Annotated in this window: 25 protein-coding genes; 12 read left to right on the top strand and 13 right to left on the bottom strand. The window is 62.9% G+C overall.

Annotated elements, in window-relative coordinates; translation table 11 throughout:
• Positions 1 to 13 precede the first annotated feature (13 nt).
• Positions 14 to 451, bottom strand: a complete 438-nt coding sequence (locus ACZ51H_RS12875; protein ID WP_464802056.1) for an ExbD/TolR family protein — start codon at positions 449 to 451, stop codon at positions 14 to 16.
• Between the two features lie 162 nt (positions 452 to 613).
• On the opposite strand from ACZ51H_RS12875, the gene thrS reads away from it, so the two are divergent.
• From thrS to ACZ51H_RS12860, 3 genes are all read left to right on the top strand, one after another.
• A complete protein-coding gene (gene thrS, locus ACZ51H_RS12870; protein WP_464802902.1) occupies positions 614 to 2596 on the top strand; it encodes a threonine--tRNA ligase in 1983 nt (660 codons plus the stop codon).
• A 126-nt stretch (positions 2597 to 2722) separates the two neighbouring features.
• The gene (gene infC, locus ACZ51H_RS12865) at positions 2723 to 3256 is read left to right on the top strand and encodes a translation initiation factor IF-3 (protein WP_449470959.1); all 534 of its coding nucleotides are present in this window, start codon (positions 2723 to 2725) and stop codon (positions 3254 to 3256) included.
• Between the two features lie 318 nt (positions 3257 to 3574).
• Entirely contained in the window at positions 3575 to 3958 is a 384-nt protein-coding gene (locus ACZ51H_RS12860) for a VOC family protein (RefSeq protein WP_464771755.1), read from the top strand.
• Between the two features lie 58 nt (positions 3959 to 4016).
• Here the strand turns inward: ACZ51H_RS12860 and ACZ51H_RS12855 are convergent, their stop codons facing one another.
• From ACZ51H_RS12855 to pabB, 6 genes are all read right to left on the bottom strand, one after another.
• Complete coding sequence (locus ACZ51H_RS12855; protein WP_464802055.1) at positions 4017 to 5129, bottom strand: zinc-binding dehydrogenase; 1113 nt, start codon at positions 5127 to 5129, stop codon at positions 4017 to 4019.
• Positions 5130 to 5142: 13 nt separating this feature from the next.
• Positions 5143 to 5814: a peptide-methionine (S)-S-oxide reductase MsrA gene (msrA, locus tag ACZ51H_RS12850; protein WP_464802054.1), complete on the bottom strand. Its 672-nt coding sequence runs from the start codon at positions 5812 to 5814 to the stop codon at positions 5143 to 5145.
• Positions 5801 to 5968 carry a hypothetical protein gene (locus tag ACZ51H_RS12845; protein WP_464802053.1) on the bottom strand — a complete coding sequence of 56 codons (168 nt, stop codon included), beginning with the start codon at positions 5966 to 5968 and terminating at the stop codon, positions 5801 to 5803. The genes msrA and ACZ51H_RS12845 overlap by 14 nt, the downstream gene beginning before the upstream one ends.
• 290 nt (positions 5969 to 6258) lie before the next feature.
• The gene (locus ACZ51H_RS12840; protein WP_464802052.1) at positions 6259 to 7461 is read right to left on the bottom strand and encodes a pyridoxal phosphate-dependent aminotransferase; all 1203 of its coding nucleotides are present in this window, start codon (positions 7459 to 7461) and stop codon (positions 6259 to 6261) included.
• Positions 7462 to 7701: 240 nt separating this feature from the next.
• Positions 7702 to 8325 carry an aminotransferase class IV gene (locus ACZ51H_RS12835; protein ID WP_464802051.1) on the bottom strand — a complete coding sequence of 208 codons (624 nt, stop codon included), beginning with the start codon at positions 8323 to 8325 and terminating at the stop codon, positions 7702 to 7704.
• 18 nt (positions 8326 to 8343) lie between these two features.
• Complete coding sequence (gene pabB, locus ACZ51H_RS12830; protein ID WP_464802050.1) at positions 8344 to 9525, bottom strand: aminodeoxychorismate synthase component I; 1182 nt, start codon at positions 9523 to 9525, stop codon at positions 8344 to 8346.
• A gap of 94 nt (positions 9526 to 9619) precedes the next feature.
• Between pabB and ACZ51H_RS12825 the strand changes: the two genes are divergently transcribed.
• The gene (locus ACZ51H_RS12825; protein WP_464802049.1) at positions 9620 to 10006 is read left to right on the top strand and encodes a DUF983 domain-containing protein; all 387 of its coding nucleotides are present in this window, start codon (positions 9620 to 9622) and stop codon (positions 10004 to 10006) included.
• Positions 10007 to 10217: 211 nt separating this feature from the next.
• On the opposite strand, the gene ACZ51H_RS12820 is transcribed toward ACZ51H_RS12825, so the two are convergent.
• The gene (locus tag ACZ51H_RS12820) at positions 10218 to 10655 is read right to left on the bottom strand and encodes an acyl-CoA thioesterase (RefSeq protein WP_449470942.1); all 438 of its coding nucleotides are present in this window, start codon (positions 10653 to 10655) and stop codon (positions 10218 to 10220) included.
• Positions 10656 to 10835: 180 nt separating this feature from the next.
• On the opposite strand from ACZ51H_RS12820, the gene ACZ51H_RS12815 reads away from it, so the two are divergent.
• A complete protein-coding gene (locus ACZ51H_RS12815; RefSeq protein WP_464802048.1) occupies positions 10836 to 11954 on the top strand; it encodes an AI-2E family transporter in 1119 nt (372 codons plus the stop codon).
• An 18-nt stretch (positions 11955 to 11972) separates the two neighbouring features.
• Here ACZ51H_RS12815 and ACZ51H_RS12810 read toward each other — a convergent pair whose 3' ends face one another.
• A complete protein-coding gene (locus ACZ51H_RS12810) occupies positions 11973 to 13388 on the bottom strand; it encodes an FkbM family methyltransferase (protein ID WP_464802047.1) in 1416 nt (471 codons plus the stop codon).
• 162 nt (positions 13389 to 13550) lie between these two features.
• The gene (locus ACZ51H_RS12805) at positions 13551 to 14414 is read right to left on the bottom strand and encodes a sulfotransferase family protein (RefSeq protein WP_464802046.1); all 864 of its coding nucleotides are present in this window, start codon (positions 14412 to 14414) and stop codon (positions 13551 to 13553) included.
• Between the two features lie 242 nt (positions 14415 to 14656).
• On the opposite strand from ACZ51H_RS12805, the gene ACZ51H_RS12800 reads away from it, so the two are divergent.
• Genes ACZ51H_RS12800 through ACZ51H_RS12775 form a run of 6 tightly spaced genes read left to right on the top strand, consistent with a single transcriptional unit; the run spans position 14657 to position 19724 of the window.
• Entirely contained in the window at positions 14657 to 15841 is a 1185-nt protein-coding gene (locus tag ACZ51H_RS12800; RefSeq protein WP_464802045.1) for a glycosyltransferase family 4 protein, read from the top strand.
• The gene (locus ACZ51H_RS12795) at positions 15841 to 16443 is read left to right on the top strand and encodes a sugar transferase (RefSeq protein WP_464802044.1); all 603 of its coding nucleotides are present in this window, start codon (positions 15841 to 15843) and stop codon (positions 16441 to 16443) included. Before ACZ51H_RS12800 ends, ACZ51H_RS12795 begins: the two co-directional genes overlap by 1 nt.
• Positions 16415 to 17338: a methionyl-tRNA formyltransferase gene (locus ACZ51H_RS12790; RefSeq protein ID WP_464802043.1), complete on the top strand. Its 924-nt coding sequence runs from the start codon at positions 16415 to 16417 to the stop codon at positions 17336 to 17338. Before ACZ51H_RS12795 ends, ACZ51H_RS12790 begins: the two co-directional genes overlap by 29 nt.
• Positions 17335 to 18018 carry a PIG-L deacetylase family protein gene (locus tag ACZ51H_RS12785; protein WP_464771741.1) on the top strand — a complete coding sequence of 228 codons (684 nt, stop codon included), beginning with the start codon at positions 17335 to 17337 and terminating at the stop codon, positions 18016 to 18018. Before ACZ51H_RS12790 ends, ACZ51H_RS12785 begins: the two co-directional genes overlap by 4 nt.
• A 1-nt stretch (position 18019) precedes the next feature.
• The gene (locus ACZ51H_RS12780) at positions 18020 to 19060 is read left to right on the top strand and encodes an ATP-grasp domain-containing protein (protein WP_464802042.1); all 1041 of its coding nucleotides are present in this window, start codon (positions 18020 to 18022) and stop codon (positions 19058 to 19060) included.
• On the top strand, positions 19041 to 19724 hold the full coding sequence (locus tag ACZ51H_RS12775) for an HAD family hydrolase (RefSeq protein WP_464802041.1): 684 nt from the start codon (positions 19041 to 19043) through the stop codon (positions 19722 to 19724). The genes ACZ51H_RS12780 and ACZ51H_RS12775 overlap by 20 nt, the downstream gene beginning before the upstream one ends.
• Before the next feature lie 9 nt (positions 19725 to 19733).
• Here ACZ51H_RS12775 and ACZ51H_RS12770 read toward each other — a convergent pair whose 3' ends face one another.
• From ACZ51H_RS12770 to ACZ51H_RS12760, 3 genes are all read right to left on the bottom strand, one after another.
• Positions 19734 to 21074, bottom strand: coding sequence for a lipopolysaccharide biosynthesis protein (locus tag ACZ51H_RS12770; protein WP_464771738.1), 1341 nt, complete (start codon positions 21072 to 21074; stop codon positions 19734 to 19736).
• Positions 21075 to 21287: 213 nt separating this feature from the next.
• The gene (locus ACZ51H_RS12765) at positions 21288 to 22481 is read right to left on the bottom strand and encodes a calcium-binding protein (protein WP_464802040.1); all 1194 of its coding nucleotides are present in this window, start codon (positions 22479 to 22481) and stop codon (positions 21288 to 21290) included.
• Between the two features lie 281 nt (positions 22482 to 22762).
• Complete coding sequence (locus ACZ51H_RS12760) at positions 22763 to 23935, bottom strand: glycosyltransferase family 4 protein (RefSeq protein ID WP_464802039.1); 1173 nt, start codon at positions 23933 to 23935, stop codon at positions 22763 to 22765.
• 186 nt (positions 23936 to 24121) lie between these two features.
• On the opposite strand from ACZ51H_RS12760, the gene ACZ51H_RS12755 reads away from it, so the two are divergent.
• Complete coding sequence (locus ACZ51H_RS12755) at positions 24122 to 24967, top strand: hypothetical protein (RefSeq protein ID WP_464802038.1); 846 nt, start codon at positions 24122 to 24124, stop codon at positions 24965 to 24967.
• Positions 24968 to 24984: the final 17 nt, after the last annotated feature.

The raw sequence follows: 24984 nt of genomic DNA, 5'->3' as shown, positions 1-24984 counted from the left end.
GGCGATCCTTCCGTCAGAAGGTGGCGTAGCGCTCGTTACCGACAAAGCCCATATTCTTGACGCCCGCTCGGCGAATGTCGGCGAGCACTTCGTCCACCACGACATAGCGGGCGTCAGCGGCGGGCTGGAACTGCAATTCCGGTTCGACAGGCTTCGCAAGGGACGCGGCGAGATATTGGCGCAGAGTGAGCCGATCGATTGCCGCCCCGTTCCAGCGCAGCACGCCCTCCCCATCGATCGTCAGCCTGTTCTTGACTGGATTTACTGGCGGCTGCGTCACCGTGTCAGGCGTTTGGGGAAGGTCGACGCTGACGCTGTGCGTCTGGATCGGTATCGTGATGATGAACATGATCAGCAGCACCAGCATCACGTCGATCAATGGGGTGGTATTCATCTCGCCCATCGGTTGTTCGGGCTGAGACGCGTTGAATTGCGCAAAGCTTGAAGCCATGAACCCCTCCTGTTGAATGATATATCAACACATTCAACATGCCTGTATCAGCGTTCCTTGGCAAGGGTCCCTTCTATTGACAGACGGGGCCGCCCATTTATGGGGAAAGCGCGGCATTTTGCGCTGCCATCCAATCACAGAAAGACTTGTCCCTTGTCCGCGATGCTCAAGATCACCCTGCCCGACGGTTCCGTGCGTGAAGTCGCGCCCGGCACTACGCCGGCGGATATTGCAGCGGCGATCGGGCCGGGTCTGGCCAAGGCGGCGATCGCGGCGCGTGTGGACGGCGAACTGCGCGACATCATGCGGCCTCTGGAAGGCGACGCGCAACTCGCGCTGGTGACGAGCAAGGATGAGGCGGACGCGCTGGAACTGGCGCGGCATGACTTTGCGCATCTGCTGGCCGAGGCCGTGCAGGCTTTGTTTCCGGGGACGCAGATCACCTTCGGCCCGGCGACGGACGACGGCTTCTACTATGACTTCGCTCCGAAGGACCGGCCCTTCACGGAAGAGGATCTGCCCGCGATCGAAGCGAAGATGCGGGCGTTGATCGCAGCCGACAAGCCGCTCCGCCGCGAGGTGTGGACGCGCGAGGACCTGATCGCGCGCTGGAAGGCGGAAGGCGAGACGTTCAAGGCGGAATGGGCGGCGGAGCTTCCCGAGGGCGAGGAACTGACGGTTTACTGGTCGGGTGGCGAGTGGCTCGACATGTGTCGGGGGCCGCATCTGGCATCGACCGGCAAGCTCGACCCGAATGCTTTCAAGCTGACGCGCGTGTCGGGCGCCTATTGGCGCGGTGATCAGAAAAATGCGATGCTCTCGCGCATCTACGGCACCGGCTGGCTTAACAAGAAGCAGTTGGACGCGCACCTCATGCGCCTCGAAGAAGCGGGCAAGCGCGACCATCGCAAGCTGGGTGCGGAGATGGACCTGTTTCACCTCCAGCAGGAAGCGCATGGGTCGGTCTTCTGGCATCCCAAGGGCTATCTGATCTGGCGCGAGCTGGAAGCCTATATGCGTCGTGCCATCGACGCTGGCGGCTATCGCGAGGTCAAGACGCCGCAGGTGATGGATGCGCGCCAGTGGGAGCAGTCGGGCCATTGGGGCAAATATCGCGAGAATATGTTTGTCATCCCCGACGAGGTGCCGAACGTCGAGGATGAAGGGCCGCTGGTGTCCGACGATGTCGACTGGATGGCGCTCAAGCCCATGAACTGCCCGGCGCACATTTTGATCTTCAAGCAGGGGATCAAAAGCTATCGCGACCTGCCGTTGCGTTTCTATGAGAATGGCTGCTGCCACCGCAACGAGCCGCATGGCGCGCTGCACGGGTTGATGCGGGTGCGGCAATTCACGCAGGATGACGCGCATATCTTCTGCCGCGAGGACCAGATCGTGGCCGAGGTGCGGGCCTTCTGCGAACTGGCGGATCGGATCTACAAGAATTTCGGCTTCACTTACTCGATCAAGCTGGCGCTGCGTCCGGAGAAGCGCTTCGGCTCCGAGGAAATGTGGGACAAGGCCGAGGAGGAACTGCGCAACGCTGTCGCCGCTGCGGGGCTGAACACGCCCGAATATGGTTGGGAGGAACTGCCGGGCGAAGGGGCTTTCTATGCGCCGAAGCTGGAATGGCATCTGACCGATGCGATCGGGCGGACTTGGCAGGTGGGCACGATCCAGTCGGATCGGGTGCTGCCGGAGCGACTCGACGCTTCCTATGTGGGTGAAGATGGCGAGCGGCATCGGCCTGTCATGCTCCATCGGGCGATTTTCGGGTCCTATGAGCGGTTCATCGGCATATTGATCGAACATTATGCGGGCAAATTCCCGCTCTGGCTGGCGCCGGTGCAGGCGGTGGTCGCGACCATCGTTTCGGACGCGGATGACTATGCGAACGCGGTAGTGGAGAAGCTTCGTGCCGCCGGAATCCGAGCCGAAGTCGATGTTCGCAACGAGAAGATCAACTACAAGGTTCGCGAGCATAGCCTTGCCAAAGTGCCCAATTTGCTGGTCGTCGGTCGCCGTGAGGCCGATGAAGGCACGGTGGCGCTGCGTGAGTTGGGCAAGGAGGGGCAAAGCGTCCTCGCCGTTGATGATGTCATCCAGCGTCTTGCAAAAGAGGCGCTCGCCCCCGATATGCGGTGAGGCAGCAATGCCACATGGGGCCGGTGATTCCGTAACTGCGGACTTGCCGCCCCTTTCGGCTTTGCGCTAAAGGCCGCCAGAGCCGTTTTTGGAACAATAATAGGAGAAGCCGCTATACGTCCCCCAATGATGCGCCGCCCAATGGCGCCGCCGCCTAAGTCCGGTCCCCGTTACAATGAGTTCATCACCGTGCCCAAGGTGCGCGTGATCGACGACGAAGGCGAAAATCTGGGCGTGATGTTGACGCAGGAGGCCATGGAGCGCGCTTATGAGCTGGGCCTGGACCTGGTCGAAGTGTCTCCGACGGCCGATCCGCCGGTCTGCAAGTTCCTCGACATCGGCAAGTTCAAATATGAGGCCCAGAAAAAGGCCAATATCGCCCGCAAGACCCAGAAGACGCAGGAACTCAAAGAGATCAAGATGCGTCCGAACATCGACGATCATGACTATGATACGAAGATGAAGAAGGTCCATGATTTCATCGGCGACGGCGACAAGGTGAAGATCACCCTCCGCTTCCGCGGTCGCGAATTGTCGCACCAGCAGCTCGGCATGCAGCTGCTCCAGCGCGTGGCCGAGAATGTCGGCGAGATCGCCAAGGTCGAAGCCTATCCGCGCATGGAAGGCCGTCAGATGCTGATGGTGCTGGCGCCGAAATAAGGCTTGCCGGTTTTGGCGGATGCATTTCGGGCGGGGTCTGGGTTCAGGCTCCGCCCATTTGCTATTTAAGGCACCGGCGCAGCGGCGATACGCCATCGGCCGTGAAGCATTTCCCGGGATCACATTGATGCGCCGATGAGGATCGACAGCGTGCTCCAGCTGGTTCATGCATAAGGGGCGGCAAAGGCAAGCCGTGGTCTTGTGGAGCTTTCCGAACCATCGGATCGGAGAGTTCGGCTTTTTTATTCGAAGCGTTCCTCAACCGGGCCGGTGAGCCCGGCTGGTTGCGGGCCGCGCGAAATGGCAGAGAGGATGCATATGTTCAGCCACATCATGGTTGGTGCCGACGACATTCAGAAGTCCAAGCAATTTTATGACGCGACGCTGGGCGCTCTGGGCGTCTCGCCGGGTTTCGTCGATGACAAGGGCCGTGTCTTCTACATGACGCCGACCGGCGCGTTTGCCATTTCCAAGCCGCTCAACGGTGAACCGGCCTGTGCGGCCAATGGCGGAACCATCGGCTTTTCTGCCTCTTCGCCCGAGCAGGCCGATGCATGGCATGCGGCGGGGATCGCGGCAGGCGGCACGACTTGCGAAGATCCGCCCGGTGTTCGTGACGGCGGCATGGGCAAATTGTACTTGGCCTATCTGCGCGACCCGGCGGGCAACAAGCTGTGCGTGCTGCACCAGATGGCGGCCTGACGCGACGGGGCTTTTTCAGGAGCGCTGACGCAGCGCTCCTGAACTCCCGCGCTCCAGATCAATTCGGAACGATCAGATATTTCTCGCCGGTGCGCCGGGCATTGTAGGTCAGCACGGCTTCGCGGTTGAGCGCTTCGGACAGCGAGATGTGGCCCTTATAGTGGCTGGCGAAGGTCGTCGTGATATTGTCCATCACGCGCCGCTTCATCCGTTCGATGGTTTCCGGTCCGACCTTTTGCAGGAAGGGGAAGAGCAGCCAGCCGCCAACAGACCAGCCAAACCCAAAGCTGCGCGTCAGGATGGTGGGGGAAAGGTCGAGGGCGCCGTAAATATAGGCTTGCTTGGGGCTGTCGGAGCCATAGCGGCTATAGGGCGCGTCCTTGCTGGCGACCTGTTCCATGGCATGCAGGATCTGGCTGACGAGATTACCGCCACCGATCGCGTCGAAGGCGATGGTCGCGCCGGTGGCTGCGATGGCGGCTTCAAGCTGAGCAGGGAAGTCCTCTGCCGAACTGTTGAGCACATGGTCCGCGCCGATCCCTTCGAGGATCGCCACCTGCGCGTCGTTGCGCACGATGTTCACCAGCGGAATGCCGTCTTCCTGAGCGATGCGCACCAGCATCTGGCCCAGGTTGGAGGCGGCGGCGGTGTGGACGATGGCCTTGTGCCCTTCCCGCTTCATGGTTTCTACAAAGCCAAGGGCCGTCATGGGGTTCACGAAGGCGGACGCGCCCTGTTCCGCCGTCACCTCATCGGGCAAGACCATGCAGGCGCGGGCGTTGACGATGCGATATTGCGCGAACATGCCGCCGCTGATCAGGGCGACGCGCTTGCCCAGCAGGGCCTGAGCTTCCGAGGATTCGCCAGCATTGATGACGGTGCCAGCCCCTTCATTGCCGATCGTCATGGGCTGACCCACCCGACCCGCCAGCGCGCGACGGGCCGCGTCAGGCATGAGGGCGACGATGCGGCCTTCGCTGTAATCAGCATTTTCAAGGTCGGCGGAGGCGAAAAGCAGGGCGAGGTCTGACGGGTTGATGGGAGCAGCTTCTACGCGGACCAGCACCTCGTCCGCCCGAGGCGGCGGTAGCGTCTCCTCCGCCAGTTCCACGGTCAGCCGACCATCCTCGTCCAAGGTCGATAGAAGCTTCAATCCTTGGATCCGGGTCATGGCTATGTCCTTTTCAGGCTGAGGGGCGGGCGCTGTAGAGGTTGGGGTACATCGCCTTGAACGCGGCGAGCTTGGGCATGTCCCAACGCTTGATATAGGGATGGCGCGGGTTGCGGGTCAGGAAATCCTGATGATAGGCGTCAGCGGCCTGGAAGCCGGTGAAGCGTTCGACCTTCGTCACGATCGGGTCGCGCCAAAGCCCCGCCTTGTCCAGTTGCGCCAGATAAGCGCGAGCGGCCTTGTCCTGCCCCGGAGTGAGGGGGAAGAGTGCGCTGCGATATTGGGTGCCGCGATCGGGGCCTTGATAATTGAGCGTGGTGGGGTCGGCGATGACCGAGAAGAAAACACGGAGCAAGGTAGCGTAGCTGACCTGCCGGGGATCATAGGTGACGCGGACGGCTTCGGCGAAACCCGTGTCGCCCTGGCTGACGCGGTCATAGTCGACCTTGAGGTTGGCAGGGCCGCCAGCAAAACCGGAGGTGACGAGACGGACGCCCTTGATGTGGGAAAAGACGCCCTCGACTCCCCAGAAACAGCCGCCAGCAAAAACTGCGGTTTCGAGCTTTCGGGTTGCCGGGGCATCTATCGCGGGTGCCGGAGCGAGGACGGGGCGCTCGGCGCGCAGGGGAGAGGCGACGGCGGCGGCCGCAGAGAGGGCGATGAGGAAGGCGTTAAAGGGCCGCATTTGAATTCGCCTCGGGGGCGCTGTCGGACGCCGCCATGGCCGGGGTCGTCAGGGCCGGAGGATCGGCGAGGTGGAGGGCGAAGACGCCAGCGGACCCGATCGCAAACCCGCCGAGAAAGCGCAGGAACAGGTCGGATTTGAGGAATGTCAGCATGGCCTTCTTCCTTCTATCATTTCCCGGAAGGACGGGGATTAGCAGTGGGAGGGTTAGCCTTTGGTGAACGAGGCGGCTAGTCCCGTTTCGAATTGAAACGGGATATAGGTGGGCTTGTTCTGGCTGCAATACGGTGCGCTGGACGAGAGTCCGTTTTTTTTCGGAGAGGATGAAGGAAACGGCTTGTGTCGTGCCTTTCCCCCTCCACCATTTGCTTTGCAAATGTCGAAGAGAGGCACGTGACTCTCTTCGACCCTCCCCATGCTCGGCATGGGGAGGATTAAGGGGACTTATTTGAGGGCGGCGCAGGCTTCCTGGATGCGCTTGCACGCCTTGGCCAGAATTTCTTCCGAGGTCGCGTAGCTGATACGGAAGGCGGGCGAGAGGCCGAAGGCGGCGCCGTGAACGGCGGCGACGCGGGCTTCATCGAGGAAATAGCCGATGAGCTTTTCGTCGGTGTCGATCAGTTGGCCCTTGGGCGTGGTCTTGCCCATCAAGCCGCTGGCGTCGGGATAGACGTAGAAGGCGCCTTCGGGCGTCGGGCAGTCAAGGCCGGGCGCGTCGTTCAGCATCGAGACGACCATGTCGCGGCGCTTCTTGAAGGCGGCGTTGCGCTCTTCAAGGAAGTCCTGCTCCCCGGTCAGCGCGGCGACGGCGGCCGCCTGGCTGATCGAGCAGGGGTTCGACGTGGACTGCGACTGGAGCTTGCCCATCGCCTTGATGATCCATTCCGGGCCACCGGCGAAACCGATGCGCCAGCCGGTCATCGAGAATGCCTTGGAGCAGCCATTCACGGTCAGGGTGCGCTCGTAGAGGTCGGGGCACACCTGCGCGATGGTCGCGAAGGGGGTCGGCGCGTACCAGACATGCTCATACATGTCGTCGGTCATGATGAGGACATGGGGATGGCGGCGCAGCACTTCGCCCAGGCCCTTCAACTCGTCGGCCGAATAGGCCGCGCCCGAAGGGTTGGAGGGCGAGTTTAGGATCAGCCATTTGGTGCGCGGCGTGATCGCGGCGTCGAGCTGCGCGGCGGTGATCTTGTAGCCCTGGCTCGCGGGGCCTTCCACGAAGACGGGGGTGCCGCCCGCGAAGTTCACGATGTCGGGATAGCTGACCCAATAAGGCGCCGGGATGATGACTTCATCGCCCACATCGACGGTCGCGACCAGCGCGTTGAACAGAGTGTGCTTGCCGCCCGAGTTCACGCTGATCTGGCTGCGCTTGTAGGTCAGGCCGTTGTCGCGGCTGAACTTGAAGGCGACCGCGTCCTTGAGGTCGGCGGTGCCATCAACGTCCGTGTAGCGGGTCAGGTTCTTGCGGATCGCGGCAATGCCAGCTTCCTTGACGAAGTCGGGCGTGTCGAAATCGGGCTCGCCGGCCGAGAGACCAATGACATCGACGCCTTCGGCTTTGAGGGCATTCACACGCGCGCTCATCGCCAGGGTGGCGGAGGGCTGGATGCGACCGAGGGCAGCGGAAGTCTGGCTCATCGTGACACTCTTTCTGATGAATAGTGAGTCCGCGCGGGCGGACGCGAGGCTCCTTAGTGCGCTATGGCGCGGGGGGCAACCGCCAGATAGTTTTCGTCATTCCAGCGGAAGCTGGAATCTGGGGAGGCTTGGTGCGCGTTGGCCTGAGATCCCAGCGTTCGCTGGATGACGGAAGTAAGCCGAGCAGGAGAGGCTGCTGGCCCACCCCCGGCCCCTCCCGCTTGCGGGAGGGGAGAGTTTCTACCTTGCGAGAGAGGCCGCGACCATGCCTCGGGCGGCGTTGCCGATGAAGAAGCCGTTTTCCAAGTCGCGGGGTTTGAGGTCGGCTTCGACCGCTTCGTTCATTTCAATGAGGCTGCGGCGCAGGACGCCGGGCAAGATGCCGCGCGAGAGGGGCGGCGTCACCAGCTTGGCGCCGCGTTCCACAAAAATGGAGGAGAAGCAGCCTTCGGTGAGGAAGCCTTCTTCGTCGGTCATCAGCACTTCATAAGTGCCGCCGCGCTTCAACGCGTCGCGGTAGATGGCCCGATCGGTCGTCTTGTGCGCGAGGCGGAGGTCATCGGCAGAGCTTTTGCGGGGCACGATCGCCACCTGCATGATCGCCTGCGGCCAGGTGCGATGTTCCCGCACCTCGATGGCGATCGAGCCGCGCCGCGAGACGAGAAGGCGAAGGCGGCTGCGTTCGCGCAGTCGGAAGGTTGCGGCCTGCAATTCGTTGCGGACTTCATGACGGTCGAAGCTGAAGTCAAATGCCGTGGCACTTTCCTTCAGCCGTTCCAGGTGCAGCTCCAGCAACCTGATACCGTCGACCGGATCGAAAGCCATGGTTTCGAGCAGGTCGAACCGTCCGTCAGCCAATGACATCGAAACTATTCACGCCCCCTACTGTCCCGCGGTCGTGAGGAAGCGCCCCTTGGCCAGGCATTCCGCCCACTCGGATGCCGCATCCGAGTCCGCGACAATGGCCGAACCCAATCCCAGGCGCCCCTCCTTGCTGCCTTCTTCAACCCAAATCGTGCGAATGGCAACATTGAAGGCAGCGTCTCCGTTCGGATCGATCCAGCCCATGGTGCCGGTATAGATGTCGCGCGGATGTGCCTCCACTGCATCGATAATTTCCATCGCCCGCACCTTTGGCGCGCCGGTGATCGATCCGCAGGGAAAGAGGACGCGCAGGATATCGACGGGCGACAGGCCCGGTAGCAGCCGTGCGCGGATGGTCGAGACCATCTGGTGCACGGTTGGATAGGTTTCGACATGGAAGAGATCGGGCACGATCACGGTTCCGGCGCGCGACACGCGGGCCAGATCGTTGCGCAGCAAGTCGACGATCATCAGATTTTCGGCGCGCTGCTTGATGTCCTCCTCCAATTCCCGCGCCAGCGCCGCATCGCGGACGGGGTCGGCGGAGCGAACGGCGGTGCCCTTCATGGGCCGGGCGGTCAGCTGCCCGCGCACGTTGGTGAAGAAAAGTTCGGGCGAGAAGGAGAGGATATTGTGGGCGCCGGTGCGGATGATGCCGCCATAGCCCGCGCGCTGACGGGGACGGATCGCGGCATAGAGCGCCATCAGGTCGCCATCGAAGCGCGCGGCGCAGGGGAAAGTTAGATTGACCTGATAAATGTCGCCTGCCCGGATATATTCCTGCACCTGCGTGAAAGCAGCGCGATAGGCTTGCTCATCCACCAGCGGCTGCGGCGCTTCTATGCTGGCGGTGGCCGGATCGGGTAGCAGATCCGGCATCAGCGCGGGATCGATCAGCCGATGTCCTTCGAACAGGCCGAACCAAAGGAGCGGCATGGCGGGCGCGTGGTCGCCTTGACGGAGAGCGATCGGCTGTAGGCGATCTTCCAGCATCAGCCCCGCCTCATAGCTCATGTAACCGGCGACATGGAGGCCCATTTCGCCCGCTTCCGCGATGCGGTCGAGGGCGGGCTGCACATCCTCCAGACAATCGGCGCAGATGATCTCCACCGGGTCACGATAGAGGCGCGCGGGCGCGGGATTGCGCTCTCGCGCATCGTCGAACAGGACAAAGGCTTCGGAGGCACCCGGCAGTCGCATGGGGGCCGTCTTAACAGCCTTTTGGCGGGGCGAAAGGGAGGTAGGCGCTTAAACCTGTGTTGCACAGTCCGCCGCGCAGCCATAGGGACGGCGCATGAGCGACCATCCTTCCGCTAGTGCCGCCGTGCGACCGCTTCGCCCCGCCTTGACTTCAGGACTGCGCGGCCGTTGCCCCGCCTGCGGGGAAGGCGCGATGTTCGCAGGGTTCCTGAAGCCCAGTCCGGCCTGCAATGCGTGCGGCCAGCCATGGGATGTGTCGCGGGCGGACGATTTCCCCGCCTATATCGTGATCCTGCTGCTGGGGCATATATTGGTGCCCTTGATGATCGAGGTGAACCATGCGCTGGCGATTCCGCTAGGGGTGCAGGCGGCGCTGTGGCCGGGGCTGGCGGTGGTGCTGGCGGCGGTGATGATCCAGCCGGTGAAGGGGGCGGTGATCGCGTTTCAGTGGGCGCGGCGGATGGATGGATTTGCGGGCTGATCTAACTCCACCCCTTCATCACTCCGCTCTCCTTCGGGCTGTCCGAACGAGTCACTTGCCTCGTCCGGATGTCGAAGCCCTTCCCCTTCCCTTCAAGAAGGAAAGCCCTTCGACAAGCTCAGGGCGAACGGGGGTGAGGGAGGTTGGTTCAGGGAGACGGCGCGGGCAAGCCTCACGAGACCCCAGCTTTCGCTGGGGTGACGGTCATGAGTTAGGCCGGCTGGCGCAGGAAGTTGCGCTCCATGGCTTCGCGCAGGCTGGCGTCGATGCTGCGGCGGCCTTCGGAGCCGTGGGTGACGACGGTAGTGTCGCAGGTGGCTACGCAGACTCCCTTCTGGAAGGCGGCGGAGCTGACGGTCCAGCTGGTGCGGCCGATATGGCCGATGCCGCAATGCACTTCGAACGGATAGGGGAAGTGCGATTCCTCCACGAAGTTGAGCGATACGGCAGCGACGAGCCAGCGCACGCCCTGTTCCTGCGGGTGACGGCCGAGATGATGGTGGAAGCGGATGCGGGCGGTTTCGAAGATGCCCGATATGGCCACATTGTTGATGTGGCCCATCGTGTCGATATCCTGGAAGCGCGTATCGATGCTGGTGATGAAGCTGTAGGCTTCCGGGCTCAGCCGCCAGGATTCGGGTTTTGCCATGTCCTGCTTTCCGATGGTTGTCCTTGAAGCTCTTACGCTTCGCCGACGCGGATTCAATCGCTCAGGGAAAATTGACGCAACTGCGACCTTTTTGACACAGCGGATGTTGGTCGCGGTGCAAAAGCGCCGCCATCGCGCGGGAGATGGACTTTTGCCCCCCATTTCTGCCAAAGCGCGAACATGACCGACAAGCCACAGAATGTCCGCATCGAAGACGGTGTTTTTCTGGGCTTCGTCCTGTTGGTGTCGGTGGCCTTTGCGCTGGTGATCGAGCCGTTTTTCGCGGCCATCCTGTGGGGCGTGATCGCCGCCATATTGTTCGGGCCGATCAACCAGAACCTGTTGCGGCAGATGCCGGGCCGCCCCAATAGCGCGGCGGGGCTGACGCTGTTGCTGATCGTGGCCGTCGTCATCCTGCCCGCGATCGTGCTGGCTGTCTCGCTGGTGCAGGAAGCGGGGCTTTTCTACGCCAAGATACAGTCGGGGCAGATCAATATCCCCGCCATGTTCAATGCATTCCGGGCGAACCTGCCGGATTGGGCTTCGAACCTGCTGGCGCGCGTGGGCATCACCAATTTCGCGGCGGTGCGCGACATGCTGGGTCAGGGGATCGCCAACAGCTTCCGGTCCGTCGCATCGCAGGTGTTCCAGATCGGGCAGAGCGCATTCAGCTTTTTCGTGGCGTTGAGCGTCACGCTCTACCTCACCTTCTTCCTGCTGCGCGACGGGCCTGCGCTGGCGGCGCGGCTGGATCGCGCGGCGCCGCTGCGTTCCACCCACCGGCGGGCGCTGATGCAGCAGTTCGTTGTCGTCACCCGCGCCACAATCAAGGGCAGCGTGGTCGTAGCCATCGTTCAAGGGATGATCGGCGGCACCGTTTTCTGGGCGTTGGGGATCACCGGAGCGCTGCTGTGGGGCGTGCTGATGGGATGCTTTTCGCTGATCCCGGCGGTGGGCACGGGATTGGTGTGGGTGCCGGTGGCGATTTACCTGCTGGCGACGGGCGCGGTGGTCAAGGGGATCATCCTGATCGTCTGCGGCCTGTTCGTCATCGGCCTGATCGACAATCTGCTGCGGCCGATGCTGGTCGGGCGGGATACGCGCATTCCCGATTATGTGGTGTTGATCACGACGCTGGGCGGCATCGACATGTTCGGCTTCAACGGCATCGTCATCGGGCCGGTCATCGCCGCGCTGTTCATCGCGACATGGAACATCGTCACGCGGATGCGGACGGGCAACGGGCTGGAAGGGCCGTTGACGCAGGAAGAGACGCCGTCCGCTAAGGCGGATCGCTGAGGGTTGTACTAACCGCCCTTAGGAGGAGACATTGTCGGCGATATCCTCGGCAAGGCGATCGAGTTCGGCTGGCTGCTTCTTCTTGCTGATCAGGGCGTAGGCCAGTTCGCCCTCTTGCCAATAGGCGACGGTCTTGCCATCGCGGGTGAGCACGGCCGGTTTGGCGGGCGCCACGCCATCGTCGCGGACGGCGAACAGGGATACCGGACGGCTGACGTCGTTGGTGATGGTCATCTGAAGGCTGGGACCGCTGTCGGAAGGGAAAAGCTGGACGTCGGTGATGCGCCAACCCTGCGGCAGGACGGGAAGCGCGATGCGGGCGAAGGAGCCGACTTCGCCGATGTTGAACACCGTGGGCGGGGAACGGCGCAGCGCGTTCCGCATTTCCGCGACTTTGTGCGACTGCAAGGCTTCCTTGATGAAATATTCCTCCGCCCGGCCGCGATCGACCGACACGCCCTTGCCCATGGCGAACCAGCCGCCTGCCAACACCAACAAGGCCGCAACGACGCGCGCGAGGCGGGATGTTGATCGGGCAAGCGAGAGCGAGACGGGGGCGGCATGAGAAGGCCGCCGACGAAACGGCGTGACGTTAGCACAAGCCGCGACGGTTACTGCGGTGTGAGTCCGGCGGTGGAAAACCGCGTCGAAATGATCGCCTGCGCCGTCACGATCGACGCGGGTGAAGCCATGGCGCTCTAGCAGGGTGAAGACTTCGCCTGCATCAGCACCATAGCGGTGAAGGTTCTGGTTATCGATTTCGACGACCGCTGCACGCGTTTGCGGGAGGACGAGGATCGGCGCCAGCCCCTGAAGGACGGCATATTCAAATCCCTCCACATCGATCTTCACCGTGATGGATCGGTCGCCGATCAGCTTGAGGAGGCCGGGAAAGTCGCCGATCGACAATGTCATGACCCGTTCCCCCTCCTCCACAGGCTCGCTGGCGATGGAGAAGCGCCCGGAATGCCCTGTCGCGCTATTGTCGAGCAGGTCGGGACGGGTCAGGGCCGCAAGGGCCATGTTGAAGGGCAGGACATTGCTAAACGCGTTCAGGCTGATGTTCCGGACCAGCTTTGCGAAGGTGGAAAAGCAAGGTTCGAAGGCGACCACCAGCCCGTCCGGCCCCACCCGCTCCGCTGCAAGCAGGGTGAAGATGCCGCAATTGGCGCCGACATCGATGAAGCAGTCACCGGGACGGAGGCATTCCACCTCATCGGAGACTCGCGCGCCATATTCCCCGGTCAGCCCGAGCAGATGAGTCCGGTCGCGGACATCGAACGCCAGTCGGACACGGCCATAGCTCGACCGAATCGGCGTGCCATCCAGCAACCTGGCGAAAGGCGACAACAGCCGCCATTTCCCGCGAAAGCGAGGCAATCGGTGGACATAGAGGTTCAACAGCCAAGGTCGAACCACCCTGAAACCGGGCATCAGCGCACCTCACTTCCCTTATGGCCGGCAATTTACGTCATGCATGATTGTCCGTGGCCGACTTTTCCGGAGTACCTCCGCAGTTGCCCGCCCGCGGGTCGGGCCGATGCTCCATACGGCGTCAGATAAGTCGCCGCCGTTACTGGAGAATGACGGCGCGCCTCACTTAGCCGCCACGGCTTGAACGTCCCTCGTGGCAGGATCGCCGGTGATCCAGTGGCGCAGATCCATCTCGAGGATGTCTTGCAGGATCAACAGATCCTCGCAGTAAAAATCGCGCAGCATCTGCTGCAATTCATCCGTGAGGGGCGGGTAGCGGATCGGCGCCGCCAGGGATGCGCGCAGTTTCGCCAGATGGGGGTTGGAGCGGAAGGGGTCCAGCACCGGGCGCATCGGTTGCAGCATACGGCGCAGCGGCAACGGCAACATCGGGCTGGAGCTGTCATTTTTCCGGCTGGCCACCTCCTCGGGCGCGATATGCACCGGCACGCCGATATGGGTGCACACGTCCGCGATGACCTGTTCGGGCTGCTCCCGAAGCGATTCGTACAGGATCACGTGAATCTGATCGCGCGGATAATAGCGCAGGAAGCGGCGCAGATGTGCGCCGTAAAGCCCGCCCGACAGGAATCGCGATTGTTCAGGCTGGGCGCTTTCCAGATATTTGCGCGGGTCGCTGCTGACCTGTCCGCGTCGGAAGAGCATGCAATAATCGGAATAGGCGCGCTGAACCGGGTCGCGCAGCTGAGCGATGAGCCGGGCGTCGGGAAGCATGGCCGCCATGCGCTCCGGGGCTTGCGGATGCGCTAGATAGTCCGCCGACTTTTCCCCAATGATGCGGCCGGGCGGTGCAGGATCGAAGAGGGAGGCATACCAGTCTGGGCCGCGATCATATTCCGAACTGAAATAATGCGGTTCGGCGTCGGGGAGCCACAGGCCGGGATGATTGCGGAGTTGATGAGCGATCCAGGTGGTCGCGCCTTTCATGGCGCCGATAACGACGAAGCTTGGCTGGCGATCAATCATGTTCTTCAGATAGGGCGGATGTGGGCGCCGGGCAGTTGGGCATAGGTACGATCCGAAGAGGGGTAGAGGCCTTATCCCTTTGAGCAGAAATCAAATCCCCATCCCCATTCGTCATCCGAAAGGATGGGCGGCTGGCCTCAAGTATAGGTGCGGAATGGTGCGGCGTTTTTCGGCTGCTTTGTCCTATGCTTGCCCTTGCCGCACCCAATAGCGCGGCGATCCGGGAGCAGTCACGGGACCGCATGAAGATCATCGTCATCGCCAGCCTCGCCTATTCGGTGATCAATTTTCGCGGGCGGCTGATCGCGGCAATGATCGGCAACGGGCATGAGGTCATTGTCTGCGCGCCCGGCCGCGATCCCGAAATCGAGGCAAAGCTGGCGGCGATGGGCGCGACCTACCTGCCCATCCCCATGGCGCGGGCGGGGATGAACCCTTTTGCCGATATGGGCACGCTGAGCTGGCTGATCGGTTGCTTCCGGAAACATCGGCCGGACGCGGTAATGGCCTATACGCAGAAGCCGATCATCTATGGCGGCATCGCCAGCCGGTTTTTCCCGTCCATCCGCTTCTACGCAATGGTGAGCGGGCTTGGTCATGTGTTCAGCGACGGTGAATCGCGCCTGCTGCCCTATGTGCGGGCCATAGTATCCATCCTGTACCGGCAGGCGCTGCGCACCGCCAAGGCGGTGTTCGTGTTCAACAGCGATGACCGTGGCGAGATGCTGCGCCACCATATCCTGCGCCCCGACAGCCGGGTCATCCAGGTGCCAGGGTCGGGCGTGGACCTTTCCCATTATGCCCAGGCGGCTTTGCCGGAAGGACCGCCTGTTTTCCTGATGATTGCGCGACTGCTGCGCAACAAGGGGCTGATCGAATATGTCGAGGCCGCCCGGATCGTACGGGCGCGCTTTCCCGATGTGCGCCTGCAACTACTTGGGCCTCTCGATGAAAATCCGGCCGCCGTTTCGCGTGAGGCGATCGCCCAATGGCAGGACGAAGGCATTATCGAATATCTGGGCGAGACGCGCGATGTTCGCCCCTATCTGGGGCAGGCCAGCATCTTCGTTCTGCCAAGCTGGTATAGGGAGGGGCTGCCGCGCACGATACTGGAAGCGATGGCGGTGGGCCGGGGCGTGATCACCACCGACATGCCGGGCTGCCGTGAGCCGATCAGGCAGGGGGTAAACGGTTTCATCGTCGCGCCGCGCGATGCGAAAGCGCTGGCCGACGCGATGGTGCGGATATGCAAGCAGCCGACCCTGCCCGCGCAACTGGGCATGGCGGCGCGCAAGACGGTTGAAGACCATTATTCGGTCGAGATGGTGAATGCGCTGCTGCTTTCCACCATGGAGATGAACGGCCCCGTGGCCGGGCGGGCCGAGCGGAAGAGGGTCAACGCGCCGATCCTTGCCGGAGAATCCTGATGGGCATGAGGCGGCTGATCGACATGCTGTTCGCGGCCACCGCTTTGCCTTTGGCGCTGCCGGTCATGGCGGTGATCGCCGGTGCCATAAGGCTGACCGATGGGGCGCCCGTGCTGTACCGGCAGGTTCGCGTGACGAAGGGCGGGCGGCGCTTTCCCGTCATCAAGTTTCGGACGATGACTGACGCCCGCTACCGGGATGGGCGGTTGCTGCCCGACGCCATGCGGACGACACGGATCGGCGGGTTCCTTCGGCGCTCACGGTTGGATGAACTGCCCCAGCTTTGGAATATCCTGACCGGGACCATGAGCCTGATTGGCCCCCGCCCCCTGCTGCCCGCGACCATAGAGGAAGCGGGAGAGCGGGGACGGCAGCGGTGCGCGGTCAGGCCCGGCCTCACCGGATGGGCGCAGGTCAACGGCAACACGCTGCTGGGTGAGCATGACAAGATCGCGCTGGACCTCTGGTATATTGCGAACCGCTCCTTGTGGCTCGACCTTATCATCCTTGCCCGGACGATCAGCGTGGCGGTGCGCGGCGAACGGTCCAACCAGTCATCGATAAGGAGGGCGCATGAAGGCCATAGTCGTTGGCGCGGTTGAAAGCACGCGGGTCGCAGTGACGGCCCTTGGCGAATCCCGCCAATGGGATCTGGCGGCGGTATTCACCTTGCCGCCGGACCTTGCCCATCGCCATTCCGATTTCGTCGATCTTTCGGGCGAGGCCGAAAAAGCCGGGGCGCGGATGGTGCGGACCGCCAATATCAACTCCGATGCCGCGTTGCAGGCGATCCGCGATGTGGCGCCCGATTATATCTTCGTCATCGGCTGGTCGCAGATTTGCGGGGAAGCATTCCGCGCTACCGCAAGGCGGGGAGTCGTGGGCTATCATCCCGCGCCACTGCCACGCCTGCGGGGCCGCGCTGTCATTCCATGGACCATCTTGCTGGATGAGCCCATTTCCGCTTCCTCCCTCTTCCTGATTGATGCGGGGGTGGATAGCGGCCCGCTGCTTGGCCAGCGCTATTTCCATCTGGCGCCAGATGAGACGGCAGCGACGCTCTACGCCAAGCATATGGCAGCGCTGGAAGCGATGCTGCCGGGCGTGCTGGAGGATATTGCGGGCGGATCGCCGACGCTCACGATACAGGATGAGCGGTGCGCCACCTATGCCGCGCGCAGGCGGCCGGAAGATGCGCTAATCGACTGGTCGGCGCCGGGATCGGCGATCTGGCGCTGTGTCAGGGCCTGCGGTCATCCCTATCCGGGCGCCTGGACGAGCTATGCGGGCGAGAAGATCGTCATCGAAGAGGCGGCCTTGGTGCCCCTGCGCCATCATGCCGCCGCCATGCCGGGGCAGATTGTCGAGCGTATGGCGGAAGGCTTCGTCGTGCGCTGTGGCGACGATCAGGGTTTGCATGTGTTGCGGTGGCAGACGGCGCGGGAAGCGCCCCTGCCCAACCACGCCATATTGGGGCGGGCCAAGGCAGCGGCATGACCATGATCGATAGCATAGAGCGCGCACTGGTGATCGCGCCCCATCCCGACGATGAAGTTCTGGGCTGCGGGGGAACGATTGCTCGCCTCGCTGCCATGGGGCGCCACGTCGAGGTCGTCATCGCGACGCAGGGAAAGCCGCCGCGATTTGATACGTCGCAGGTGGAGCGGGTGCAGGCCGAAGCGCGCCAAGCGCATGAGCTGCTGGGCGTTGGGCGGACTCATTTCCTGGAATTTGAGGCGGCGGCGCTGGATTGCCTGCCCCGCACGGAGTTGAATGAGGGCATCGCCGCTGTGGTGGCGGAGAGCCGTGCCGACACATTGTTCCTACCCTTCCCCGGCGACCTGCATTTCGACCATGGCCTGATATTCGAAGCGGCGATGGTCGCGGCACGGCCGGTTGGGGCGCATTATCCACGGCGCATATTGGCTTATGAGACCGTGTCGGAAACCAATTGGGCGGCGCCATATCTGACGCCTCCGTTTCAGCCGCACGTCTTCATCGACATCAGCGAGCATCTGGATCGGAAGATCGAGGCCTTTGGATGTTTTGAATCGCAGGTTCGTCCTTTTCCCAATGAACGATCCTTCGAAACCCTGCGCGCGCTTGCGCAGGTACGGGGTAGTTGCGTCAGCCGGCGGGCGGCGGAAGCCTTTGTGCTGATAAGAGAGGTAGCCTGACATGGACGCGCCCGCGACTCGGACTAGAGGAGCATCGGCAACCTTGGGCACGGATTGGGAAGGACCCGACCGCAGCGGCCGGTCGCTGCGCATGATGCTGAGTTCCGCCGGGCGGCGGGTCGGCCTGATGCGGAGCTTTCGCGAAGCGGCGGGCGCGCTGGGCGTCGACCTTGCCATGTTCGCGTGCGATCTGAAACCGGACTGGAGCCCGGCTTGTGTCGAGGCGGACGGCAGCTTTGCCGCGCCGCCTGCGGAGAGCGATGGGTTCATTCCGGCGATGCTGGATATTTGCAGGCGTGAGCAGATCGAACTGATCGTGCCGACGATCGATACCGAACTTATCGCCTATGCCAGTGCGCGCGAGCAGTTCGCCGCGATCAACTGTCAGGTCGCGGTGTCGGACGCACCGCTGGTCGAGATGGCGCGGGACAAGCTGGCCACGGCCCGGTTCCTGACGGGAGCGGGCCTGCCCTCCCCCGCCACCATATCGGTCGAGGACTATCTGGAGGGCTCGGCTGACCTCCCGCTGCCGCTGCTAGCCAAGCCGCGACATGGCAGCTCCAGCCGGGGCATCGGCATGGTCTATGATCGCGAGGAGGTGGCGGCGCTCGACAAGAGTGAACCCTATATTCTCCAGCAGTTTCTGGCGGGGCGGGAATTTACGATCAGCCTCTATTTCGATGGCGAAGGACAGCTGCAATGCGCGGTTCCCCATGAACGGCTGCGGGTACGGTCGGGGGAGGTCGAGAAGGGCGTCACGGTGCGGGATGCGGTCATCCAGGACCTGGCTTGGCGGTTGGGCTCCGCCCTTCAGGGCGCGCGCGGGGCGATGTGCTTTCAGCTGCGGGTGGATGCGGAGGGGAACGCCTCCATTTTCGAGATCAATGCTCGGTTCGGCGGGGGCTATCCATTGGCGCATCGGGCGGGGGCGCGGTTTGCGCAGTGGATGCTGGAAGAACGGCTGGGACTGCCGCGTACGGCGCATGATGGCTGGCAGGACAATGTCCTGATGCTGCGTTTCGATGATGCCGTTTTCGTCTGAAAGCACCCGGTTCGAGCGCGTCATCGTCTTCGATCTGGACGACACGCTCTATCTGGAGCGCGACTATGTGCTGAGCGGGCTGAGGGCCGTGGGGCAATGGGCGAGCAGCGCGCTGGGCATCGACGGGCTGGGCGAGGTGATGCGCGCGCGGTTCGACGCGGGGCGTCGCAGCCAGATATTCGACGACAGCTTGCAGGAGATGGGGCTTACGCCGTCGCCCCCTCTGATCGCGCGGATGCTGGCTACTTACCGGCAGCACCGGCCCGACATCTGCCTTGCGCCCGATGCGGAGCGGTTCCTTGCGGGACGTGACGGCAGGACGGGCTTTGCCGTGATCACCGACGGCTTTCTTGACGCGCAGAGGCGCAAGATCAGGGCGCTGGGCCTGTATGAGCGCGGCATCCACCTTGGTATCTGCACCGACAAGTGGGGACGGGAGTGCTGGAAGCCAAACCCGCGCGCGTTCGAGCATGTCGAGCAGATCTTCGGTCGGTCGGGCGGAAGGCTGACCTATGTCGCGGACAACCCGTCCAAGGATTTCACCGCGCCCCGATCACGCGGGTGGGGGACGGTGCAGATTGCCCGGCCCGACCGTATCCACAAGTTCGGCGTGAATGAGGGCGTGAAGGCCGACCGGATCATCGAGACGCTGGAAGAGTTCTGACGATCGCGGTTATTTCCGCGCGTCTTCCACCGTCCAAGGGGCGACGTTGATCGCCCGGCGCAGGCACAGCGTCAGGCTGCCCAGCCAGATCACACCGAATAGCAGATGGGCGATGTTCGCGCCCATTGCTCCGACCAGCGGAACCAGCGGAAACACGGCGCAGTAGAATGCCACGGTGCACGCCATCACCGTGCGAAGAAGAGCGCGCTGGTCGCCCAGGGCCAGCAGCCCGGCGCGGCTCGCAGACCCGCTGATCGCGAAGGTGACCGCCAGTATCTGGACGGTGAGCAACGGAACGGCTCCAGCAAAATGTGGCCCGACGGCAAGCCGCATCAGCGGCCCGCCAACCAAGATCATGGCGACAAAACAGAATATGCCGAAAGCTCCGAGCAGCAATTCGGTCTGGACCAGCACGCGGACGAAGGCGTGGCGCTTGCCCGCCGCCACCAACCGGCTGAGGTCGGGATAGACCACGGCCTGCACCTGCGCGCCGACCTGGAGAAGGATGCGGCTGATGCGTTTGGCGATGTGGAACAGGCCCGCGCTCGCCGGGTCAGCGAGCCATCCGACAATCAGCGTGTCCACCACCTGCACGCTCGACCACAGGGTGAGCGAGAGGTTCGACCCGAGCGCGAAACGCCAAATGTCGGGAAAGCGGCTGGTGATCCCTTTCGCCCTTGCTCGTAGCAGTTGGCGAAATCCAGGCTGAGGCAAAAAGCGCATGGCAAAAACGAAATTGGCAATCGAGCCCAAAATCTGGGTGATCGTCCATATGAGGATGATCTGGAGCATGCCCGCGCCCGCCAGATAAGCAACCACCACGCAGAGGAGGCGGACTAACGCGTTCGCGACCTGAATCTGCGCCACCGCGCGATATTGGCCCGCGAGCCTGAATATGGCGGTTGAGACACCGTTGAAGTTGAACAGTAGCGAGGTGGCGAAGAGGAGCGTGTAGCCGACATGCTGGAAGGAAAAGCCGAACAGATAATGTCCGGCGATCGTCAGCACGCTCGCGATCGCCCAGGCCGCGATGCTGCCGCCGATATCGAGCAGCCAGCCGAATTTGAGCAGCGCGAAATAGGTGACCGGGTCCGCGTGAGGATCGACGGTCGCCCCATTGCGGATCAGCGGCTGCCACGACTGAAAGCTGACGAGCCGCTCGCATGCCTGACCCAGCGTCAGGATCATGGCGAATATGCCATAGGTGGCAGGCCCCAGCAGCCGCGCGACCAGGGCAATGGACAGAAGCGTCAGCGCCAGCGTCGCGGCGGTGCCGGACAGAAGATGGAATACGGCCCGCGCACGCCGATGAGTCAGCGCATCGCGCAACCGAATCGCGGAAAAGGTCATCTTCAATCGAAATCCCACCGCATTCATCGGCACGCCACCTTCAGTCCTGTTTTTCGAGACTTATGATGGGACCGAAGCAGGGAAGACGCAGCTTCTCTGTCGTCTTAACTCCGAATAGCCGGTGCGGAGGAAGAATTGCGAAACGGGGCCGCGCACTCACCAGCAAGCAAGCGGCGCCCCGTTCCGTTCAGAAACGGCCGGTCTGCGCCGCCATCAGGCGAAGATGAAATCCGCAGCGGTGAAATTATGGGCGGTCAACGTCCCCAGGGGATCGGCAATGTCGATGCTGAACTTCGCCCCGGAAGAGGTGACGACATCCAGCAAGACGTTACCCGAGGCTCCATCATGCGCGAACACCGTACCGGGCGCTCCGCCCGAAGCATATTTGGTGACTCCCAGCTTTTCCAGCACGATGCGGTCGGCACCGTCCTGGAAATCCTCTATCCGGTCGCCGCCATCCAGCGCGCCCGCGCCCTTGAACACGAACCAGTCGGCGCCCGCGCCACCCCATAGCCTGTCGGCGCCCAGATCGCCGGCGAGCTTGTCGATCCCGGCATCGCCGTGCAGCTCGTCGGCACCGTCGCCGCCCAAGAGCAGGTCGTCACCATCGCCGCCGAACAGAATGTCGTTCCCCGCCTCCCCATTCAGGGAATCCGCGTCCTTGCCGCCGTCGAGGAAATCATTGCCCGCGCCCGATTCCATATTGTCCCGACCGTCGCCGCCATAGAGCTGATCCACGCCGCCTTCGGAATCCAGAATATCGTCGCCGCTGCCGCCCGACAGATAGTTGTTGCCGTCGCCGCCATCGACCCTGTCATTGCCGTTGCCGCCGTAGACATAGTCGTCGCCCGACTGCCCCTTCAACTTGTCGTTGCCGTCTTCGCCGTAGATCCAGTCATTGCCAGCGCCGCCGGCCACGGCCTGGGTCGTCAGCAGGCCGGTCGCCGGATTGATTTCGTTCAGGAACCCGTCATCGCCAGCGCCAGCGTAGATGATGTCATCTCCCGCGCCTCCATCGATATAGTCGCGGCCCCCGCCCGCGAGGATGGTGTCATTCCCGGCATCCCCCAATATCTGGTCGTGCCCGTCGAGCGTTTCGATGCGATCGTTGCCGTCCCCGCCGACGACGATGTTGTTGCCCAGGCCGCCATAGATACGGTCGTTACCGAGACCGCCGTCGAGCGAGTCATTGCCGTCCTCTCCCCAAAGCTGGTCATCGCCCAAACCGCCCTTGAGGAAGTCGGCGCCCGCTTCCCCATGAAGCACGTCGTTGCCATCATTCCCCTCAATATAATCGTCGCCTAATCCGCCCCACAGCTGATCATTGCCTGCGCCACCGAATATACTGTCGATTAGGGATGTTCCCTTGATGGTGTCGTCTCCGACAGTCCCGTAAAACTTCGCCATTCACCCGCTCCCAGTAGAGGCCCCACGCGCATAAAAATGGTGCGGGACCGACATAACTGTCTCACGCTAATCTAAACGATAGGTTGATTGAAACCGCCGGGCAGGCGCGGATTCCGGCCAGTCCTGGAGCACGAGAAAGGCGATTTGGCCGCGCGCTTCCGGCATTATGCGTTTTAGCGCAGTGACTTCTCCAAACGGGAAACCTGTTTGCCACGCGTTAGGGCGCGCGCGCCGATACGAAATCAGCGTCGTTTAGAAGTGTCAAAAACAGGCTGCACCGTTCAGATAGCGACAGGCCTGATCGAACTTGCCCCGGACTGGCGCGGGGCGATCGCCTCCATCGCTGCGCGCTCCCATTGGACAAGGACGCGGTCGACGGTGAAACGCTGAGAGCCGGCCCGCGCCCCTTCGGACAGGCGGCGGCGCTGATCTGGGTCGGCGCACAGGGCGGCGATGGCCGCGCCAAGAGCGGACACGTCGCCATCCGGGACCAGCAGGCCGCTGATCCCGTCGGCGATCATCTCGCCGGGGCCGAAGCGGCAATCAAAGGAAATCACGGGGACGCCCGCAGCCATGGCTTCGCCGACGACGATACCCCACCCTTCAAAGCGGGAGGAGAGGACGAAGATGTCGGCTTCACGCAGCCAGCCGCCATGGTCCTTCGTGACGCCTGGCATCGACACCCGGTCTTGCAGGCCTAGCGCGTCCCGCTGCGCTTCGAGCTTCGCGCGCTCCGGCCCCTCCCCCCAGATGGTGAGCGACCAGTCGGGGATGAGAGGGGCCGCGCGGGCGAAGGCATCCAGCAGCAGGTCGAAGCCCTTTTGCGGCACCAGCCGCCCGACGGCGACGACCTGCCTGCCGCATGGGCGCGCCTCATCGAGCGTGACAGGAGCATAGGTGGGATTGGGAATGACCCACTGGCGCGGGCGCATGACCTTGGGGAAATATTGCATCGCGCCTTGCGTCATCGTCACCAGCCCGTGCGCGCGTGCATAGGTGTAGCGGCGCAGAGCCGACCAGAAGGCACCGGGTCGTTGCTGGGCGGGATTGTTGCGTTCCGACACGATCACCGGGATGCCGAGCGGCTTTGCGGCCAGAACGGTGACGACGTTGGTGCGTGTCAGAAAGCTGATGATCAGGTCCGGGCGCGTGCTTGCCAGTGCCTTGCGGAGCGCGCCGATGCGATTGAAGACCGCGAGGGCGGATCGCAGCACCGACAAGCGCCCGACGGGAAAGCCCAGCTGCGTGATGCTGACCGCCGGATCATGCGCATAATAAGGGCGCGCTCCGGGCTCTTCGAAGGCGAACAGACTGACCGTCCAGCCCGACCGGCTGAAATGATTGCACAGCAGGCTGACGATATGTTCCGATCCTCCAGCACGCAGGCCGGGCAGAATGAAGGCGATGTGCGGCTTGCCTCTGGCTGAGGCATCCGTCCGGATCGGCATTGTCATCCGCGCACAGTGAGGCCTTGGTTGCGTCAAATCCATGGGACTTGCGGATTATCGCCAGTTGGTCGCGGCGGCCAAGCGGCTTAGCCAGAACCGCAGGTCGCTCGCATTTGGGCTAATCCCTATTGGCCTGCGTCATAGCCAAGCGCCCACTTCATGACGCCGCCACACATTGTAGGCTCAACGGCTATGATAGTAGCAGCAACAGAATTTTTCTCGCGCCCGGCAGAAGCCCTTCCGCAACAGGTGGAAGACGCCTTCTTCAGTTCCATCAAGAACCCGAACAACACGTTCAAATGCACCTGGGGCGGACGGTTCGGCGCGCTGGACGGCCGTCTGGTGGAAGCGGTCAAGGCACGCGGGCTGGATGTGCGGGAAGTACTGGACGTCGGCGTATCGTCGGGGACGACCACGCTGGACCTGTGCGACGCCTTTGCCCGTGAAAGATACCGGCCGCGCATCACCGGCACCGATTACGCCATCCATGCGTGGATCGTCCCGCTGGGCAAAAGGTGCGCGGCGCTGCTGAACCCCGAAGGTCAGCTGTTGCAGGTCGACCTGTTCGGCCGGTCGATACAGCCATGGCGGCGCCGTCTGGATTATCTGACCGGCATGTGGCTGGTGCGGCCGATCCTGTCCCGCATCGTCGGCGGTCTGGCAGTCCGCAGGCTGCGCCAGGGCGTGGGCGTCAGGAAGGTCGAACTGGTCAGCCCGCGCGTCCGCAACCATGGCCTCATCACGATTGTCGAGGATGATGTGCTGACCCCGCGTGACGGTTTCGGCCGCCGTTTCGATCTGGTGCGGGCCGCCAACGTCCTCAATGAAAATTACTTCGCCGAAGCCGACCTTCGGAAGGCGGTGGATAATCTTCGTTCCTATCTCAAAGGCCCAGGATCGCTGCTGTTCATCGTGCGCACGCGGATGTCCGGGGACCATCATGGGACGCTGTTCGCCATGAGCGACAGTGGTGCCTTGGAGGTGGTGGAACGGATCGGTGCCGGATCGGAAATAGAAAAGTTGCTGACCACAATGTGAGCGGCACGGCTTCAGGA

This window comes from Sphingobium sp. TomMM15 (assembly GCF_055397045.1).
The sequence above is the reverse complement of the archived record's forward strand: the minus strand, read 5'-3'. Positions and strand labels throughout refer to the sequence as shown.